Genomic DNA, 17,776 nt, shown 5'->3' on the forward strand with positions numbered 1-17,776 from the left:
CCGGCGGAGCGAGCCGTGTCCGCCGGAGCCGCACCCAACTCGGCCTTGTTCCACCCGACTTGTGCGAGCCCCCATTGACGCCCCGGACGCGCCTCCTTACCCTCCGTTCCCATGGACGGATCACGTCTACATACGCAGACAGAGGCGCCCCGGGCGCCGGCCGCTCCCACCGTCATCACCGCCGTCCGCCTCACCCCGGTCCTCGTGGCCGACCCGCCCCTGCTGAACACCCAGGGCGTCCACCAGCCCTACACGCCCCGCCTGGTCGTCGAGGTGGCCACGGCGGGCGGCGCGACCGGCCTCGGCGAGACCTACGGCGACACGCAGTACCTCGATCTGGCGGGTCCGCTGGCCGACGCGCTGATCGGCCGCCCGGTCACGGACCTGAACATGCTGCCGCGCCTGGCCGCCGAGGTGTGCGGCGACTCCCCGGCGGCCACCGGCGCCGCCGAGGTCACCGCGGGCGGCCTGCGCGGTGTGCAGACCGCCGACAAACTGCGGCTCTCCGTCCTCTCCGGCTTCGAGGTCGCCTGCCTGGACGCCTGGGGGCGGCTCACCGGCCTGCCCGTCCACGCCCTGCTCGGCGGCAAGGTCCGCGACCGTGTCGACTACAGCGCCTACCTCTTCTACCGCTGGGCCGCACACCCCGGCGGCCGCGGCGAGCCCGACGACTGGGGCGCGGCCCTCGACCCGCCCGGCATCGTCGACCAGGCCCGCCGCCTCCGCGACACGTACGGCTTCCGCTCCTTCAAACTGAAGGGCGGCGTCTTCGAGCCCGCGCAGGAGATCGCCGCCATCCGGGCGCTGGCCGACGCCTTCCCCGGGCACCCCCTGCGCCTGGACCCGAACGGCGCATGGAGCGTCCCCACGTCCCTGAAGGTCGCCCACGAGCTCCGGGACGTCCTCGAATACCTGGAGGACCCCGCCGCCACCACCGACCGCATGGCCGAGGTCGCCTCCCGTACGGGCCTCCCGCTCGCCACGAACATGTGCGTGACCACCTTCGCCGAGATCCGGGAGGCGTTCACCCGGGACGCCGTCCAGGTCGTCCTCTCCGACCACCACTACTGGGGCGGCCTGCGCAACACCCGCGAACTCGCCGCGATCTGCCGCGCCTTCGGCGTCGGCCTGTCCATGCACTCCAACACCCACCTCGGCATCAGCCTGGCCGCCATGAACCACGTCGCCGCGACCGTCCCCGACCTGCGCTACGCCTGCGACACCCACTACCCCTGGCAGACGGAGGACGTCCTCACCGAACGCCTCGCCTTCACGGACGGCGCACTGCCGGTGTCCGACGCGCCGGGCCTCGGCGTCACGCTCGACCGCGACCGGCTGTCGGCTCTGCACGCGCGCTGGCTGGCCGACGACGGGACGTTCCGGGACCGCGACGACGCGGCGGCGATGCGGGCCGCCGACCCGGGGTGGGTGACGCCCCGGGTGCCGCGGTGGTGAGCGCCGCCCACGGCCGCCGCCCCAGGGCCGTCGCCCCGTGCCGTCGGCGCACCCCGCACCGGCGCTTCCGGCGCCGAGGACGCGTACCGTATTCATCCCGTACGTGATCTTTGGAGGGAGCTGTCCCGATGGCACAGGAAGTGCGCGGCGTCATCGCGCCGGGGAAGAACGAGCCGGTGCGGCTGGAGACCATCCTGGTGCCGGATCCGGGACCGGGCGAGGCCGTGGTGAAGGTGCAGGCCTGCGGGGTGTGCCACACGGACCTGCACTACAAGCAGGGCGGGATCAACGACGAGTTCCCGTTCCTGCTCGGGCACGAGGCGGCGGGCGTCGTGGAGTCCGTCGGGGCGGGCGTGACCGACGTCGAACCCGGGGACTTCGTCGTCCTCAACTGGCGTGCGGTGTGCGGGAAGTGCCGGGCCTGCAAGCGCGGCCGTCCGCAGTACTGTTTCGACACCCACAACGCGCGGCAGAAGATGACGCTGAAGGACGGCACGGAGCTGACGCCCGCCCTCGGCATCGGCGCGTTCGCCGACAAGACGCTGGTCGCGGCCGGGCAGTGCACCAAGGTCGACCCCGAGGTGTCGCCCGCCGTGGCCGGGCTGCTGGGCTGCGGCGTGATGGCCGGCATCGGCGCGGCCATCAACACGGGCGCGGTGGGCCGCGGCGACAGCGTCGCGGTGATCGGCTGCGGCGGCGTGGGCGACGCGGCGATCGTCGGCGCCCGGCTGGCCGGCGCGGCGCGGATCATCGCCGTGGACGTGGAGGACCGCAAGCTCTCCATGGCCAAGACGATGGGCGCCACCCACACCGTCAACTCCCGCGCCGCCGACCCCGTCGAGGCGATCCGCGAGCTGACCGGTGGCTTCGGCGCCGACGTGGTGATCGACGCGGTGGGGCGCCCGGAGACCTACCGGCAGGCGTTCTACGCCCGCGACCTGGCCGGCACGGTGGTCCTGGTCGGCGTGCCGACACCGGAGATGAAGCTGGAGCTGCCGCTGCTGGACGTGTTCGGCCGGGGCGGCGCGCTGAAGTCGTCCTGGTACGGCGACTGCCTGCCGTCCCGCGACTTCCCGATGCTGGTCGACCTGCACCAGCAGGGCCGGATCGACCTGGCGGGCTTCGTCACGGAGACGATCGGCATCGACGGCGTCGAGCAGGCATTCGAGCGGATGCACCAGGGCGACGTACTGCGTTCGGTGGTGGTGCTCTGATGGCGGCCCGCATCGACCATCTGGTCACGTCCGGCACCTTCGCGCTCGACGGCGGTGAGTGGGACGTCGATAACAACGTGTGGATCATCGGCGACGACACCGAGGCGGTCGTCATCGACGCCGCCCACGACGCCGACGCGATCTTCGCGGCGCTCGATGGCCGTACGCTGCGCGCCATCATCTGCACCCACGCGCACAACGACCACATCGACGCGGCCCCGGCCCTCGCCGCCCGTACCGGCGCGCCCATCCATCTGCACCCGGCCGACCTGCCGCTCTGGCAGCAGACCCACCCGGACCGGGCGCCGGAAGAGGAGCTGGCGGACGGGCAGGTGCTCACCATCGCCGGCGTCGACCTGACCGTGCTGCACACCCCCGGCCACGCGCCGGGCGCGGTCTGCCTGTACGCGCCCGACCTGGGGGAGCACGGCACGGTCTTCACCGGCGACACCCTCTTCCAGGGCGGCCCCGGCGCCACCGGCCGGTCGTTCTCCGACTTCCCGACCATCGTCGACTCGATCCGGGAACGGCTGCTGACGCTGCCCCCGCGTACCGAGGTCCGTACCGGACACGGCGACGGCACCACGATCGGCGCCGAGGCACCGCACCTGGACGAGTGGGTGAAGCGGGGGCACTGAACCCCCGCCCCCGTCAGTCCGTGGCCGCCCGCTCCAGGATGCGGGCGGCCACCGCCGGTGAATCCACCAGCGGATGCAGCGCCACCGCCCGCAGCGCCGCGTCCCGGTCCTTGAACTCCGCCGCCTCGACCGTGGCCAGCTCGACGGCCTTGACCTGGAGCATCAGCCCCAACTGGTCCTCCCGCAGGGGCGCGCACGGCAGCGGCCGCGCGCCGTCCGTGTCCACCTCGCACACCGTCTCGATGATCGCCTCGGGTGCGAGCTGCGGCACGGTCGTCCCGTTGCGCACGTTCAGGATGAGGCGCGCGGGCCGGTCACCCGAGACGGCCCGCATGACGGCCAGCGCCACCTGGTCGTAACCGCCGCCCTCCTCCATGTCGCAGGTGTCGCGCTGCCAGCCGCCGGACGCCTCCCGGCTGTCGGCCATGTACGTCTCCTCGCGCTCCTGCCGGGTGCGCTCCCAGAGCGCGTACGCCTCCTCGGGCGAGACGCCGGACGCCGCCTCGAAGAAGCCGCTCTGCTGCTGGTCCAGGAACTCCCCGCGGGTTTCGGAGGCGTCCCGTACGGAGGCCAGCGTCTCGCGGCGGAGGTAGTAGTAATGCAGGTACTCGTTGGGAAGGGCACCCAGCGCCCGCAGCCAGTCCGCCCCGAACAGCTTGCCCTCCTCGAACGAGGTGAGCGCGCCGGAATCCGACAGCAGCTTCTTCAGCAGGTCCGTGCCGTCCTCGGCGGTCAAGGAGCGCAGCCAGCCCAGGTGGTTGAGCCCGACGTAGCCGTACGTCACCCGGTCCGGATCGGCGCCCGCGGCCCGCGCGGCGCGCCGCACCAGCCCGACCGGCGAGTCACAGATACCGATCACCCGCTCGCCCAGCACCTGCGCCATCGCCTCGGTGACGATCCCGGCGGGATTGGTGAAGTTGACGACCCAGGCGTCCGGCGCGAGCGCCGCCACCCGCTCGGCGATGCGCAGCGCGACGGGCACCGTACGCAGCCCGTACAGCACACCGCCCGCACCCACCGTCTCCTGCCCCAGCACCCCGGCGTCCAGCGGAATCCGCTCGTCCGCGATCCGCCCCGCCGTACCGCCGACACGGATCGCCGAGAAGACGAAGTCCGTGCCCCGCAGCGCGTCGTCGAGCGACTCGGCGACCCGCACGCGGACCGGCGACGGCCGCCCTGGACCGGTCCGCCGCTCCGCCTGCCGGGCCAGCACGGAGGCGATGACGGCCACCCGCCGCGGATCGGTGTCGTACAGGGTCACTTCGGTGACGGCCTGCGCGGGATCGTCCAGGAGCGCACGGTGCACGAGCGGTACCCGGAAACCCCCGCCGCCCAAAATCGTCAGCCTCATGGGCCGGAACGTACCGCAGCATCGGGCAGACTGGCGTCACGCGCACGGATGAGAGGGGCAGGCACGGTGAGCGCACACGATGTCCAGCGGACCCCGGGCAACGGCCCGGCCGGCCACGTCCCGCCGGGCCCCGCGCCCGCGCTCGACCCCCTCGCCGCCGTACGGGCCGAGGGCGACCCGGCCACCGACGTCTATCTCACCGGCACGGTCTTCCTCGACATCATCTTCACCGGCCTGGACTCCGCGCCGGTACGCGGCACGGAGTCCTGGGCCCGCGGCATGGGCTCCAGCCCCGGCGGCGTCGCCAACATGGCCACCGCACTCGCCCGCCTCGGCCTGCGCACCTCGCTCGCCGCGGCCTTCGGCGACGACATGTACGGCGAGTACTGCTGGGAGGCGCTGGAGCGCGGCGAACACGTCGACCTGTCGCTGTCCCGCACCGTCGCGGGCTGGCACTCTCCCGTCACCGTCTCCATGGCGTACGAGGGCGAGCGCACCATGGTCTCGCACGGCCACGAAGCGCCCAGCGGCCCCGCCCGCACCGCCTTCGACGGCAAGCACGCACCGGGCTGCCCGCCGCCGTCCCGGGCCTGCGTCGCCTCCCTCGAACCGGGCCGCCCCGAGGGCTGGCTCGGCTGCGCCGCCCACCGCGGCAGCCGCATCTTCGCCGACGTGGGCTGGGACGACTCCGGCCGCTGGGACCCGGCCGACCTCGCCGAACTGGAGCACTGCGAAGCCTTCCTGCCCAACGCGGAGGAGGCGATGCGCTACACCCGCCTGGACTGCCCGCGCGCCGCCGCCCGCAAGCTGGCCGACCGGGTGCCGGTCGCCGTGGTCACCCTGGGGGCCGAGGGCGCGTACGCGGTCGACGGCCGCACCGGCGAGACCGCCGAGGTGCCCGCCATCGCGGTCGAGGCCATGGACCCCACCGGCGCCGGCGACGTCTTCGTGGCGGGCTTCGTCACCGGCTCACTGGCCGGCTGGCCGCTGGCCGACCGGCTCGCCTTCGCCGGGCTCACCGCCGCGCTCTCCGTCCAGGAATTCGGCGGCTCGCTGTCCGCACCGGGCTGGATCGAGATCGCCGCCTGGTGGCAGCGCGTAGTGCAGGCGGAGGCGTGCGGCCGGACTCCGGACGGCGCCACCACCTCGGCGGGCTCCCCCCACGACCCGGCCGCCCTGCGCCGCCGCTACGCCTTCCTCGACGCCCTGCTGCCCGCCGCGGACCGCTCCTGGCCGCTGGCCCGCGCCCTGCCGACCCTCGGATTCCGCCGGCCCGCGTGAGCGCCCGCACGGGTCCCGCACGGGCCCCGCACGTGAACAACCGGCCAACCACACCCCACCCACCCATGAGCACTCCGTCACCGGAGGAACACGAGAACAGGCGAACGCCGGAAAAGGCTTCGGGCTTGTCAGTGCACCGTCGTACCCTGGGTATCCCAAGGAGCCGAGCTGCCGGGCACCGCCTCCGCAGCGCAACGAATGGGGGATGAGCAGGCCAGAGAGCCGGCCCATGACTCAGACACCTACACGACCGCAGGCGCACGCCCAGTTCACCGTCCCCGCCAAGCACCCGATGGTGACGGTCCTGGGGTCCGGAGACGCCCTGCTGCGGGTCATCGAGAACGCCTTCCCGGCCACCGACATCCACGTACGGGGCAACGAGATCCGGGCGACCGGCGACCCCGCCGAAGTCGCCCTCATCCAGCGCCTCTTCGACGAGATGATGCTGGTGCTGCGCACCGGCCAGCCGATGACCGAGGACGCGGTGGAACGCTCCATCGCCATGCTGCGCTCGGCGGCGGACGGCGAGGGCGCGGCGAGCGAGACCCCCGCCGAGGTGCTCACCCAGAACATCCTCTCCAACCGCGGCCGCACCATCCGCCCCAAGACCCTGAACCAGAAGCGCTACGTCGACGCCATCGACCAGCACACGGTCGTCTTCGGCATCGGCCCCGCCGGCACGGGCAAGACCTACCTCGCCATGGCCAAGGCGGTCCAGGCCCTGCAGTCCAAGCAGGTCAACCGCATCATCCTGACCCGCCCCGCCGTCGAGGCCGGCGAACGCCTGGGTTTCCTCCCCGGCACCCTCTACGAAAAGATCGACCCGTACCTGCGCCCGCTGTACGACGCCCTGCACGACATGCTCGACCCGGACTCGATCCCGCGGCTGATGGCGGCGGGGACGATCGAGGTGGCGCCGCTCGCCTATATGCGCGGTCGTACCTTGAATGATGCTTTCATCATTCTGGACGAGGCGCAGAACACCAGCCCCGAGCAGATGAAGATGTTCCTCACCCGCCTCGGGTTCGACTCGAAGATCGTCATCACCGGTGACATCACGCAGATCGACCTCCCGGGCGGTACGAAGAGCGGTCTGCGGCAGGTCCAGGACATTCTGGAGGGGCTGGACGACGTGCACTTCTCGCGGCTCAGCAGCCAGGACGTCGTCCGGCACAAGCTCGTCGGCCGTATTGTCGATGCGTACGAGAAGTACGACAGCCAAAACGGCCGGCGAACCTGAGAAACGAGACGCAGCACCACATGTCGATCGACGTCAACAACGAGTCCGGAACGGACATCGACGAGCAGGCGATTCTGGATGTCGCGCGCTACGCCGTGGCCCTGATGCGTATTCACCCGCTTTCCGAGCTGTCGGTCATCGTCGTCGACGCCGACGCCATGGAACAGCTCCACCTCCAGTGGATGGACCTGCCGGGGCCGACCGATGTCATGTCCTTCCCGATGGACGAGCTGCGTCCGCCGGCCAAGGACGACGAGGAGCCCCCGCAGGGGCTCCTCGGGGACATCGTGCTCTGCCCGGAGGTCGCCGCGAAGCAGGGTGCGGAGGCGCCGACCGGGCACAGCATGGACGAGGAGCTCCAGTTGCTGACCGTGCACGGGGTGCTGCACCTGCTCGGGTACGACCACGAGGAGCCTTCGGAGAAGGCCGAGATGTTCGGTCTGCAGGCGGCGATCATCGACGGCTGGCGTGCCGAGCGCGGGCTGACGGGTCCGTCGCCGGCCCCGACCGTCACCTGAGGCGGGAGATCCGGTGACCACCCAGCTCATCGCGGTCGCGGTCCTGCTCGTCGTCGTCGCGTGGCTCGCGGCGTGTGCCGAGGCGGGGCTCGCCCGTACGACCAGCTTCCGTGCCGAGGAAGCCGTGCGGTCGGGGCGGCGGGGCAGCGCGAAGCTGGCCGCCGTCGCCGCCGATCCCGTCCGCTATCTGAATGTCGCGCTGCTGGTGCGGGTCGGCTGCGAGATGGCGGCCGGGGTGCTGGTGACGTACGCCTGTCTGCGCTCCTTCGAGGAGACCTGGCAGGCGCTGACCGTGGCCATCGCGGTGATGGTGCTGGTCTCGTACGTCGCGGTGGGCGTCTCGCCCCGTACGATCGGCCGCCAGCATCCGCTGAACACCGCCACCGCCGCCGCGTACGTGCTGCTGCCGCTGGCCCGGGTCATGGGGCCGATTCCGCGGCTGCTGATCCTTCTGGGCAACGCCCTGACGCCCGGCAAGGGCTTCCGGCAGGGCCCCTTCGCCTCCGAGGCCGAGCTGCGCTCGCTGGTGGACCTCGCGGAGAAGGAGTCGCTGATCGAGGACGAGGAGCGCCGTATGGTGCACTCCGTCTTCCAGCTCGGCGACACCCTGGTCCGGGAGGTGATGGTGCCGCGGACGGACCTGATCTCGGTCGAGCGGTTCAAGACCATCCGCCAGGCGCTGACCCTCGCGCTGCGCTCCGGGTTCTCCCGCATCCCGGTGACCGGCGAGAACGAGGACGACGTGGTCGGCATCGTGTACGTGAAGGACCTCGCCCGCAAGGTGCACATCAGCCGGGACGCGGAGACGGAGCTGGTCTCCACGGCGATGCGGCCCGCCGTCTTCGTGCCGGACACGAAGAACGCCGGTGATCTGCTGCGCGAGATGCAGCAGGACCGCAATCACGTCGCGGTCGTCATCGACGAGTACGGCGGTACGGCCGGCATCGTGACGATCGAGGACATCCTGGAGGAGATCGTCGGCGAGATCACCGACGAGTACGACCGGGAGCTGCCGCCCGTGGAGGATCTGGGCGACGGGCGGTACCGGGTGACCGCGCGGCTGGACATCGGCGACCTCGGGGAGCTGTACGGCTTCGCGGAGCTGGACGACGAGGACGTGGAGACGGTCGGCGGGCTGCTCGCCAAGCATCTGGGCCGGGTGCCGATCGCGGGTGCCACGGCCGAGATCGACCTCAGCGAGAACGCGTCCGCGCTCTCGCCGAAGGCGCTGCGGCTGACCGCGGAGGCCCCGGCCGGCCGCCGCAACAAGATCGTCACGGTGCTCTGCGAGCCGGTCCGGGGCGAGGACGGCGCGGACGGTCAGGACTGACCGACGGCCGGCGGCGGAGCGGGAAGCGGTCAGGACCGGCCGCGGCGACGGAGTGACGGTCAGGACCGGCCGCGGCGACGGAGTGCGAAGCGGTCGGGGCTGACCGCGACGCACAGCCCGGCGAGCGCCGTGACGGTCCCGGTGACCACCACGGCGGGCCAGCCGCCGCCCGACCAGGCCACCGTGCCGGCCAGCGATCCGACGGCGATGCCGGAGAAGCGCAGGGTGAAGTAGAGGGTGTTGAGGCGGCTGTGGACGGCGGGGTCGAGGCTGAAAAGGGAGGTCTGTGAGGCGGCCTGGCTGCCCCAGACCCCGACGTCCAGCACGACCACGCCGGCCAGCAGCCACCAGAGCGAGCCGCCGCCCGGCAGCAGGAGCAGCCAGCCCGCGATCACCAGGCCGATCAGTGCCGCGAGCGCGCCGCGCCGTCCGAGCCGGTCGGCCAGCCGTCCGGCGTACGGGGAGGCCAGCGCGCTCGCCGCGGCCACCAGCCCGAACAGGCCGATCTCGGTGGACCCGTACCCGTACTCCTCCGACAGCAGGAACGTCAGCGTCGTCCAGAAGGCGCCGAACGCGATGCCCACCAGCGCGCCGGACACGGTGATCCGCCGGACCAGCGGGTGGGCGGCGAACAGCCGCGGCAGCGAGGCGAGCGTGGACCGGTACGAGGCGGCCGCGGCCGCCGGGACGCGGGGCAGGGCCCGGCTCAGGACCAGCATGGTCAGCAGTGTCAGGACGCACGAGCAGCCGAAGACCGCCCGCCAGCCCACCTGTTCCGCCAGCGCCCCCGAGTACGCGCGGGACGCGAGCACGCCGACCAGCAGGCCGGCCTGTACGGTGCCGACGATGCGGCCCCGGTCGGCGTTGCCGCCGTCGGCGGCCAGGGCCACCGCGAGCGGCGTGACGAGCTGCGGTACGGGCGAGAGCAGGCCGACCGCGAAACCGGCCACCACCAGCCAGGTCACGCTGGGCGCCACGGCGCAGGCGGCGAGGGCGAGCGCGGACGCCGTGCCGAGGCCGAGGATGAGCCGCCTGCGGTCGTGGCTGTCGCCCGCCGGGACCAGCAGCAGGATGCCGGCCGCGTAGCCGAGCTGGGTGGCGGTGGGCACCGCGCCGAGGACGTCCGGGGCCACCCCGAGGGACCGGGCGGCGGCGCCCAGCAGCGGCTGGTTCAGGTAGACGTTGGCGGCGGTGACGGCGCTGGTGGCGGCGAGCAGCAGGGCGGTCGGGCGGGTCAGGCCGGAGCGGGGCGGGCGGTCGGTGCGCGGGGGAGCGGAAGCTGGTTCGATCACATGAGCCGACGCTAGGCCGGGGCGGGCGTGGCAGGCTTGTGCGGGAGTGCCAAGTTCTGTCGAGGACGTGCCAGGCGGGGGAGAAGGCGGAAGGGCGGCGGCGTGTACGGCAAGAGCGAGGACCGGGAGGACTACCAGCGGGTGCCCCGGCCGGTCGCCGCGATGGCCCGTGACCTGCCCGACGGCCACCACATCCCCGACCACCGGCACCTCCGGGCCCAGCTCATCTACGGCACCACCGGCGCCATCTCGGTGGCCACCGGACACGGCGTGTGGGTGGTGCCCGCCACCCGCGGCGTGTGGGTGCCCGCCGGGCTGACGCACGCGATGACCTGCGCGGGCGCGGTCGCCATGCGCACCCTCTACATCGAGCCGCAGTCCGCCTGGCGGCTGCCCGACGCCCCCACCGTCGTCTCGGTCTCGCCGCTGCTGCGGGAGCTGATCGACGAGGCCACCCGGCTTCCGGTGGAGTACGACGTACGGGGCCGCGACGGCACGGTGATGGACCTGCTCCTGCACGAACTCGCGCCGCGCCCCGTACCGGCCCTCCACCTGCCCGCCCCGGGCGATCCCCGGCTGCACGACCTGTGCGCGGCGATCCGGCGCAGCCCCGGCGAGGACTGGACGACCCCGAACGCCGCGGCCCGCGCCCATCTGAGCCCGCGCAGCCTGCACCGCAGGTTCGCCGCCGCCACGGGGATGAGCCCGGCCCGCTGGGTGCAGCAGGCCAGGCTCGTCCACGCGGTCACCCTGCTGGCCAGGGGGACCCCGGTCACCTCGGTCGCCACCGGCCTCGGCTATGCCACTCCCAGCGCCTTCACGGCCATGTTCCGGCGGGCGCTGGGCACCACTCCGTCGGCCTATTTCGCGGGCGTGTAGTCCGTACGGGACGGAAGGGAACGGGCGTCCGCCACTGCCGTACGCCCCCTCGTGCCCATCGGGCCGCGGGACGCATATGCTCGCCCGTATGAGCGAAGCCGCACCGCTGGACCCGGAAGACCGCAAGATCATCACGCTGGCCCGTTCCGCGCGCGCCCGCAACGGGGTGCCGGAGGGCGCCGCCGTCCGTGACGAGACCGGGCGCACCTATGTCGCGGGGACCGTCGCCCTGGAGTCGTTGCAGCTCAGCGCGTTGCGTACGGCGGTCGCCATGGCCGTCGCGAGCGGCGCGCAGTCGCTGGAGGCGGCGGCCGTGGTGACCGAGGCGGAGTCGGCGTCGGACGCGGACCGCGCGGCCGTACGGGACCTCGGCGGCGCCGGTACGCCGGTGCTGGTCGCCGGTCCGGACGGCACGCTGCGGGCCACGGTCCAGGCGGGCTGACGGGCTGACACCGGGGCGGCCGGGCGGGCCGGCGCAACGGCGCGTCCGCCCTCACTCCGCCCGTACCCGCTCCAGCAGCGCCTTCTTGTCCGGCTTGCCGCTCGCCGCCACCGGCACCTCCCGTACGACGGTGATCGTGGCGGGCACGCTCGCCGGGCCCAGCGCGTCGGCGACGTGGGCACGCAGCGCCGCGAGACCGGGCCGCCGTCCCGCCGCCGGTACGACGAACGCGTGGGCGGCCTCGCCGGTCCGCTCGTCCGGCGCGCCCACGACATACGCCTGGTCGACGTCCGGGTGCGCGGCCAGGGCCTGTTCGATGGCGCCCGCGTAGTGCAGGACGGCGTTGACGATGATGACGTCACGGGTGCGCCCGGTGAGGCGCAGGAAGCCGTGCTCGTCGAGGCGGCCGAGGTCGCGGGTGCGGACCCAGCCGTCCCGTAGTACGGCGCGGGTCTCCGCCTCGTCCCGGCGGTAGCCGGCCAGTGCTCCGGCCGTACGGACCCAGATCTCGCCGGTGGCGCCGTCGGGGAGGGGCCGCCCGTCGGCCGGGTCCCGTACGTCGATGTCCACCCCGTCCAGGGGGCGCCCCACCGAGCCGTACGCGGTGTCCGGCCGCTGGGCCAGGTCGTCGGGGGTGAGCAGGGTGAGCATGCCGGTCTCGGTCTGTCCGTAGCCCTGGTGCACGACGGGGCCGAGGCGTTCGGTGGCCTCGGCGAGCTTGTGGGGCGCCAGGGGAGATCCGGCCACAAGGAGAGCGCGGAGGCTCGTGAGGTCCAGGGTGTTTTCGGGCTCGGTGCGCAGGGTGTTGAGGATGTGGTGCAGCCGGGGGACGGTCAGCAGGCAGGCGGTGACGCGGTGCCGTGCGAAGACCTCCGGGAAGGACAGCGGCGGGTCCGGTATGACGGCGGTGCCGCCGCCCAGCAGGCACAGCCCCAGGTGCTCGAAGATCACCGCGCTGGTGAGGGTGCCGAAGAGCAGGAAGCGCGCGTAGGCCGCCGCGAGTCCGGCGATCCGCCCGGTCCTGCGGGCGGGTTGCCACGACCAGCCCGTGGTGAGGCTGCGGTAGGTGTGCGCGCACTCCTTGGGCTGTCCGGTGCTGCCGCTGGTCAGGGTGATCAGGGCGATGTCGTCCGGGCGGCCGTGCACCACGAGGTCGTCGGGGGAGGCCGGTTCCGCCGTGTTCAGCAGGTCTTTCTCCAGGCCGAGCCGGGTGGTGACGGGGGCGGCGGCCGCGCGGAGTCCGGGGGAGTCCGACGGCTCGTCGTGCACGAGGACGTCGATTCCGTCGGCCAGGACGCGGGCGAGGTGGCCCGGCGGCAGTCCGGGGCGCAGGCCGGTCAGCCGGGCGCCCAGCAGGTGCACCGCGAGGTGCAGGGCGAACGCCTCGGGAGTGACGCCGGCGGCCACCGCGACGGACGACCCCGGGCCGACGCCCGCCGCGCGCAGCCCGCGCACGCAGCGGCCGGCCAGGTCCAGGACCGCGCGGCGCGGAACGGCGCGCCCCAGGTGTTCAAACGCCGGTACGTCCGGCTGCCGGTGGAACGCGTCGACAAGGGTTTGCGGGAAAGGGCTTGCGGTGGGCTGGCTCATTTCGTGTCCGCTCCGGTGGGTGTGAACGGCTGAAATGCGTCACGGGACCGGCGGGACAAGCGGGGCCGGGAGTGCGGGAGAGTAATGCGGCGACCCGCCAGGGCGCGACAGAAGGGCGTTCCCGGTAAATGACCCGGACCCTGTGACACTGGCTTGTGCAGCGTACTCGTAAACCTCGGATTGAGTGTGACGCAGATCACTTATATGCACTCTGGTGTCGTTCTTTAATGCTCAAGTACTGTCGGTTTCCGCTCCATCTCCATACCCCCGCAGGTGACAGGAGAATTGCGTGAGCCACGACGAAACGATGGACTATCTGGTGGTCGGCGCCGGCCCCGCGGGATTACAAGCCGGATATTTCCTGCAACAGGCCGGGCGCAGTCATCTCATCGTGGAGTCGGGCGCGGCTCCCGGTGTATTCTTCACCCGATTCCCCCGGCACCGCACCCTGATCTCGATCAACAAGGTGCACACCGGGTGGGACGACCCCGAGCTGAACATGCGCACCGACTGGAACTCGCTGCTCTCCGACGAGCGCACCCCGCTGTTCACGGCCCGTACCTCGCGCTATTTCCCGGACGCCGACGAAATGGTCGGCTACCTCGCCGACTTCGCCGCCACCCACCGCATCCGCGTCCGCTACCACACCCGTATCACCGAGATATCCCGGCCGTTCGGGGGCCGGACGGCCCCGGTGACTTCCTCGCCCGCGCCGCCGACGGCACCACCTACCGCGCGCGGCGGGTCGTCGTGGCGACCGGCGTCACCCGCCCGTACGTCCCCGCCATCGAGGGCGTGGAGACGGTCGAGCGCTACGACGAGGTCTCCGTCGACCCGGCCGGCTTCACCGGGCAGCGGGTGCTGATCATCGGCCGCGCCAACTCCGCGTTCGAGACCGCCGACAACCTCATCGAGACCGCCGCCGTCATCCACGTCGCCGGACCCGGCTCGCTGAAGCTCGCCTGGCAGACCCATTTCGTGGGACACCTGAGGGCCGTCAACAACAACTTCCTCGACACCTATCAGCTTAAATTGCAGAACGCGGTGCTGGACGGAAACATCGAGCGTATCCGGCAGCAGCCGGACGGCTCATACGTGGTGTCCGTATCCTTTTCCCGGGTCGACGAGGTCGTCAAGGACATCGCTTACGACCGGGTCATCCTCGCCACCGGATTCCGCTTCGACCCGTCGATATTCGCCCCGGAGTGCCGCCCCGAACTCGCCGTCAACGACCGTTTCCCGGCCCAGACCGACGCCTGGGAATCCCCGAACGTCCCCGGCCTGTACTTCGCCGGCACCATCACCCAGGTACGCGATTTCAAGAAATCCACCAGTGGTTTCATCCATGGCTTCCGGTACGGCGTACGGGCCCTGCACCGCATCCTCGAAGCCCGCCACCACGACCGCCCCTGGCCCGCCCGCGCCCTGCCCGCCACCGCCGAGGCGGTCACCGACGCCGTGATCGCCCGCGTCAACCGCAGCTCGGCGCTCTTCCAGGTCTTCGGCTTCCTCTCCGACGCGGTGCTCGTCGACCGGGACGGCACGGTCCGCTACTGCGAGGAGGTCCCGGTCGACCACCTGCACACCGCCGTCGGCGAGGGCGGCTTCGGCGAGGTCGGCTCCTACTTCACCGTCACCCTCGAATACGGCGAGGGCCACGACCGGGTGAACCCGTTCGACATCACCGCCGGCCGGGTCTCCCAGCAGGACACCACCGGCCTGGACGGCCGCTATCTGCACCCGGTCGTGCGCGTCTTCGACGGCGCCGCCCCCGGCAAGGCGACCGCCGAACACCACCTGACCGAGAACCTGGAGAACGAGTGGGACAGCGAGGAGGTCCACCGCGCACCCCTGCGGACCTTCCTGCGCCCCCGGCTCACCGGCCCGGCCCCGGCGGCCCGGCCGTGATCCCCACCCTCGCCGACCTGCGCGAGCGGGCCCGGGAGCGGCTGGACCCCCGGGTGTACGACTTCTTCGAAGGGGGCGCCGGAGGGGAGACGGCCCTCCACGAGAACGAGGCGGCGTTCCGCAGGCTCGCCCTGCTGCCACGCGTCCTGCGCGGGGAAGCCGCCCGCGACCTGTCCGTGACGCTGTGCGGCGACCGCCTGGCGATGCCCGTCCTGGTCTCGCCCACCGCCTTCCACCGCCTCGCGCACCCCGAGGGCGAGCTGGCCACCGCCCGCGCGACGGCGGCCGCCGGCACGGTCCTGGTCACCGGCATGGCGGCGACCGTGCCGGTGGCCGAGGTCACCGCCGCCGCCCGCGCCGTACAGGCCGAAGCGGCCGTCTGGTTCCAGCTCTACCTCCAGCCCGAACCGGAGGTCACCCTCGCCCTCGTCCGCAGGGCCGAGCGGGCCGGCTGCACGGCGCTGGTCGTCACGGTCGACTCGCCCGTCTTCGGCCGCCGTGAGCGGGACGCCCGGCACGGCTTCGACGACCTGCCCGCCGGCCTGGCCGCCGAGAACATGCGCGGCCTGCCCGGCGCGCCCGACGACCGCCCCCGCGACATCGCCATGTCCCCGGGGCTCTCCTGGGACGACCTGCGCAGACTGCGGGCACAGACCCGGCTGCCGGTGCTGCTCAAGGGCGTCCTGCACCCCGGGGACGCGCGGATCGCCGTCGCCGAGGGCGTGGACGGTCTGCTGGTCTCCAACCACGGCGGCCGGCAGCTCGACGCCGCACCGGCGAGCGTCGAGGCGCTGCCCGCCGTGGCCGAGGCGGTCGCGGGCCGGGTGCCGGTCCTCCTGGACGGCGGTGTCCGCCGGGGCTCCGACGCCGCCGTGGCCCTCGCGCTGGGCGCGTCCGTCGTCGGCGTCGGCCGTCCGGTGCTGTGGGGTCTGGCCGCGGACGGCGAGAAAGGCGTACGGCACGTACTGGAGCTGTTGCGCGCGGAGTTCGACCACGTCCTGGCGCTGTGCGGCGGCGGCAGCCCGGCCGACCTCGGACCGGACCTCGTCGTCGCGCGGGGGAGCGTCCGGGGCGCACGGAAGGGGGAGGAGCGATGAGCCGCCTCCGGGCCACGGGCCGTACGCCGTATCCGGGCCGCCTCCGTATCGCCGCCCGCCCCCGCACCGTCCGGCTGCTCGCCGCCACGGCCGCCGCCCTCTCCGTCCCGTACTGGCTGCCGCGCTCCGTCGTCGCCGCCCGCGTCGCGCTCTTCGCCCGGATCAACGGCGACGAGGGGATCGCCTTCCCGAACGCCGCCGTCCCCGCCGAGCGTTTCCAGGAGGTCTACTCCCACCCGGCCGCCAACGGCCGCAGCCGCGGCGCCGCCCTCTCCGACCTCTTCTGGTACTGGCTCGCGCCCGGCCCCGAGGTCCACCAGGAGCACCTGGAGGACGGCCCGCGCTACGACGACGTCGCCCGCACCACCCTCACCGTGCTCGCCGGACCCAGCCAGGACCTGTCCGCGGCGGCGGCCCGCCGTACCGCCGCCGTGCTCGACGAACAGGGCATCGGCCGCGCCACGTTCGTCCGGCTGCGCGACCTGATGATGCCGGTCTGGGCGGAATTCTTCTACGGTCTGGTCTTCCGCGAACCGTGCCCGCCCGGCGTCCGGCGCCTGATCGTCGACAACGCCGAGGACGTCGTCAACTCCCTGAAGTGCACCCGGCCACGCCATCTGGCCCGCCGGGCCCGCCTCACCCGGCACCTGCGGCAGCGCATCGCCGCCGGGCACGTGCCGCCGCACCACCTGCCGGGCTCCCTCACCCCCGACGAGCAGGCGTACTACCTCCAGGGCACCTTCTTCAACACGGCCGTCGTCCAGTTGTCCGAGGCCATGGTCCACCTGCTGCTCGTCCTGGCCCAGCACCCGGACGTACAGCGGAAGCTGGCCGCGGCACCCGACGACGACCGGTACTTCGCCAACGTCCTCGACGAGACGCTGCGCCTCTATCCCCTCTTCGGCGTCGCCCACCGCATCAGCACGGACGACATCCCGCTCGGCCCGGACACCGTCATCCCCGCCGGCTCCGTCCTGTGCTTCAACTACCCCGACTACCACGCCACCGGCTACTCCGACCCGGACGTCTTCGACCCCGCCCGCTGGGAACACCTCGTCGCCAAGAACCAGCACCACATCCCGTTCGGCGTCGCCGCCAACCGGCCCTGCCCGGCCTGGCGGCTGGCCCCGCTGGTCATGCGCGCCGCGACCCGCGAGGTGCTGAGCCGCTTCACCCTCCACTCCGACGTCGCGCACACCCGCTCCATCCCGCACCGCGCCCCCTGCCTGCTGGTCCGGCGCGGCCGCCCGCTGCCGCCGCTCCGGCTGTTCGCCGCCCGCGCCTTCCTGCGGGTGCGCGACCGGTGGGAGGACGTGTGGCGGAGCTGCGTCCAGCTCGTCCTCGGTACGTGGATGGTGCTGGACGCCCGCCGCCTGCGTCCGGCCGAGCGGTACTTCGCCGCCCACGACACCCAGGGCGTCCCGCTGCCGGCCGGTACCGACGGACCGGCGCGCTGTCCGTATCCGCACGCCTGACCCACACGTCTGGTCCGTACGTCCGTACGCCTGATCCGTACACCCTCACCTCCCCCCGCGAGCCGA

14 protein-coding genes and 1 pseudogene are annotated in these 17,776 nt (G+C 72.9%); 12 read left to right on the forward strand and 3 right to left on the reverse strand.

The window, feature by feature from the left end; genetic code table 11:
* The first annotated feature begins 111 nt into the window (after positions 1–111).
* From EJG53_RS27315 to EJG53_RS27325, 3 genes are all read left to right on the forward strand, one after another.
* On the forward strand, positions 112–1,455 hold the full coding sequence (locus EJG53_RS27315; protein ID WP_125047101.1) for a glucarate dehydratase family protein: 1,344 nt from the start codon (positions 112–114) through the stop codon (positions 1,453–1,455).
* Positions 1,456–1,583: 128 nt separating this feature from the next.
* Entirely contained in the window at positions 1,584–2,669 is a 1,086-nt protein-coding gene (locus EJG53_RS27320) for an S-(hydroxymethyl)mycothiol dehydrogenase (RefSeq protein ID WP_125047102.1), read from the forward strand.
* Positions 2,669–3,307 carry an MBL fold metallo-hydrolase gene (locus tag EJG53_RS27325; protein ID WP_125047103.1) on the forward strand — a complete coding sequence of 213 codons (639 nt, stop codon included), beginning with the start codon at positions 2,669–2,671 and terminating at the stop codon, positions 3,305–3,307. Before EJG53_RS27320 ends, EJG53_RS27325 begins: the two co-directional genes overlap by 1 nt.
* Before the next feature lie 13 nt (positions 3,308–3,320).
* Here EJG53_RS27325 and EJG53_RS27330 read toward each other — a convergent pair whose 3' ends face one another.
* The gene (locus EJG53_RS27330; RefSeq protein WP_125047104.1) at positions 3,321–4,658 is read right to left on the reverse strand and encodes a family 4 glycosyl hydrolase; all 1,338 of its coding nucleotides are present in this window, start codon (positions 4,656–4,658) and stop codon (positions 3,321–3,323) included.
* A gap of 66 nt (positions 4,659–4,724) precedes the next feature.
* Here EJG53_RS27330 and EJG53_RS27335 point away from each other — a divergent pair, with 66 nt between their 5' ends.
* The 4 genes from EJG53_RS27335 to EJG53_RS27350 all read left to right on the forward strand — a co-directional run bounded on the left by EJG53_RS27335 (position 4,725) and on the right by EJG53_RS27350 (position 9,027).
* Positions 4,725–5,939 (forward strand): carbohydrate kinase family protein, encoded by a 1,215-nt coding sequence (locus EJG53_RS27335; protein ID WP_125047105.1) that lies wholly within the window; start codon positions 4,725–4,727, stop codon positions 5,937–5,939.
* A gap of 229 nt (positions 5,940–6,168) precedes the next feature.
* Entirely contained in the window at positions 6,169–7,179 is a 1,011-nt protein-coding gene (locus tag EJG53_RS27340; RefSeq protein WP_125047106.1) for a PhoH family protein, read from the forward strand.
* Positions 7,180–7,199: 20 nt separating this feature from the next.
* Positions 7,200–7,697 (forward strand): rRNA maturation RNase YbeY, encoded by a 498-nt coding sequence (ybeY, locus tag EJG53_RS27345; protein WP_125047107.1) that lies wholly within the window; start codon positions 7,200–7,202, stop codon positions 7,695–7,697.
* 13 nt (positions 7,698–7,710) lie between these two features.
* Positions 7,711–9,027 (forward strand): hemolysin family protein, encoded by a 1,317-nt coding sequence (locus EJG53_RS27350; RefSeq protein ID WP_125047108.1) that lies wholly within the window; start codon positions 7,711–7,713, stop codon positions 9,025–9,027.
* Between the two features lie 59 nt (positions 9,028–9,086).
* Here the strand turns inward: EJG53_RS27350 and EJG53_RS27355 are convergent, their stop codons facing one another.
* A complete protein-coding gene (locus EJG53_RS27355; protein WP_244955363.1) occupies positions 9,087–10,319 on the reverse strand; it encodes an MFS transporter in 1,233 nt (410 codons plus the stop codon).
* A 102-nt stretch (positions 10,320–10,421) separates the two neighbouring features.
* Between EJG53_RS27355 and EJG53_RS27360 the strand changes: the two genes are divergently transcribed.
* Both EJG53_RS27360 and EJG53_RS27365 read left to right on the forward strand, forming a co-directional pair.
* The gene (locus EJG53_RS27360; RefSeq protein WP_125047109.1) at positions 10,422–11,198 is read left to right on the forward strand and encodes an AraC family transcriptional regulator; all 777 of its coding nucleotides are present in this window, start codon (positions 10,422–10,424) and stop codon (positions 11,196–11,198) included.
* An 88-nt stretch (positions 11,199–11,286) separates the two neighbouring features.
* Entirely contained in the window at positions 11,287–11,640 is a 354-nt protein-coding gene (locus EJG53_RS27365; protein WP_032926488.1) for a cytidine/deoxycytidylate deaminase family protein, read from the forward strand.
* 51 nt (positions 11,641–11,691) lie between these two features.
* Here EJG53_RS27365 and EJG53_RS27370 read toward each other — a convergent pair whose 3' ends face one another.
* Positions 11,692–13,230 (reverse strand): class I adenylate-forming enzyme family protein, encoded by a 1,539-nt coding sequence (locus tag EJG53_RS27370; RefSeq protein WP_125047110.1) that lies wholly within the window; start codon positions 13,228–13,230, stop codon positions 11,692–11,694.
* Between the two features lie 307 nt (positions 13,231–13,537).
* Between EJG53_RS27370 and EJG53_RS27375 the strand changes: the two are divergent.
* The 3 genes and pseudogenes from EJG53_RS27375 (at position 13,538) to EJG53_RS27385 (ending at position 17,710) form a co-directional block, all read left to right on the forward strand.
* Positions 13,538–15,138: pseudogene (locus EJG53_RS27375) on the forward strand (NAD(P)-binding domain-containing protein).
* Positions 15,135–16,235 (forward strand): alpha-hydroxy acid oxidase, encoded by a 1,101-nt coding sequence (locus EJG53_RS27380; protein ID WP_125047111.1) that lies wholly within the window; start codon positions 15,135–15,137, stop codon positions 16,233–16,235. Before EJG53_RS27375 ends, EJG53_RS27380 begins: the two are co-directional and overlap by 4 nt.
* Entirely contained in the window at positions 16,232–17,710 is a 1,479-nt protein-coding gene (locus EJG53_RS27385; protein WP_125047112.1) for a cytochrome P450, read from the forward strand. Before EJG53_RS27380 ends, EJG53_RS27385 begins: the two co-directional genes overlap by 4 nt.
* The last annotated feature ends 66 nt before the right edge of the window (positions 17,711–17,776 follow it).

The sequence above is a fragment of the Streptomyces chrestomyceticus JCM 4735 genome (assembly GCF_003865135.1).
Classification (GTDB): domain Bacteria; phylum Actinomycetota; class Actinomycetes; order Streptomycetales; family Streptomycetaceae; genus Streptomyces; species Streptomyces chrestomyceticus.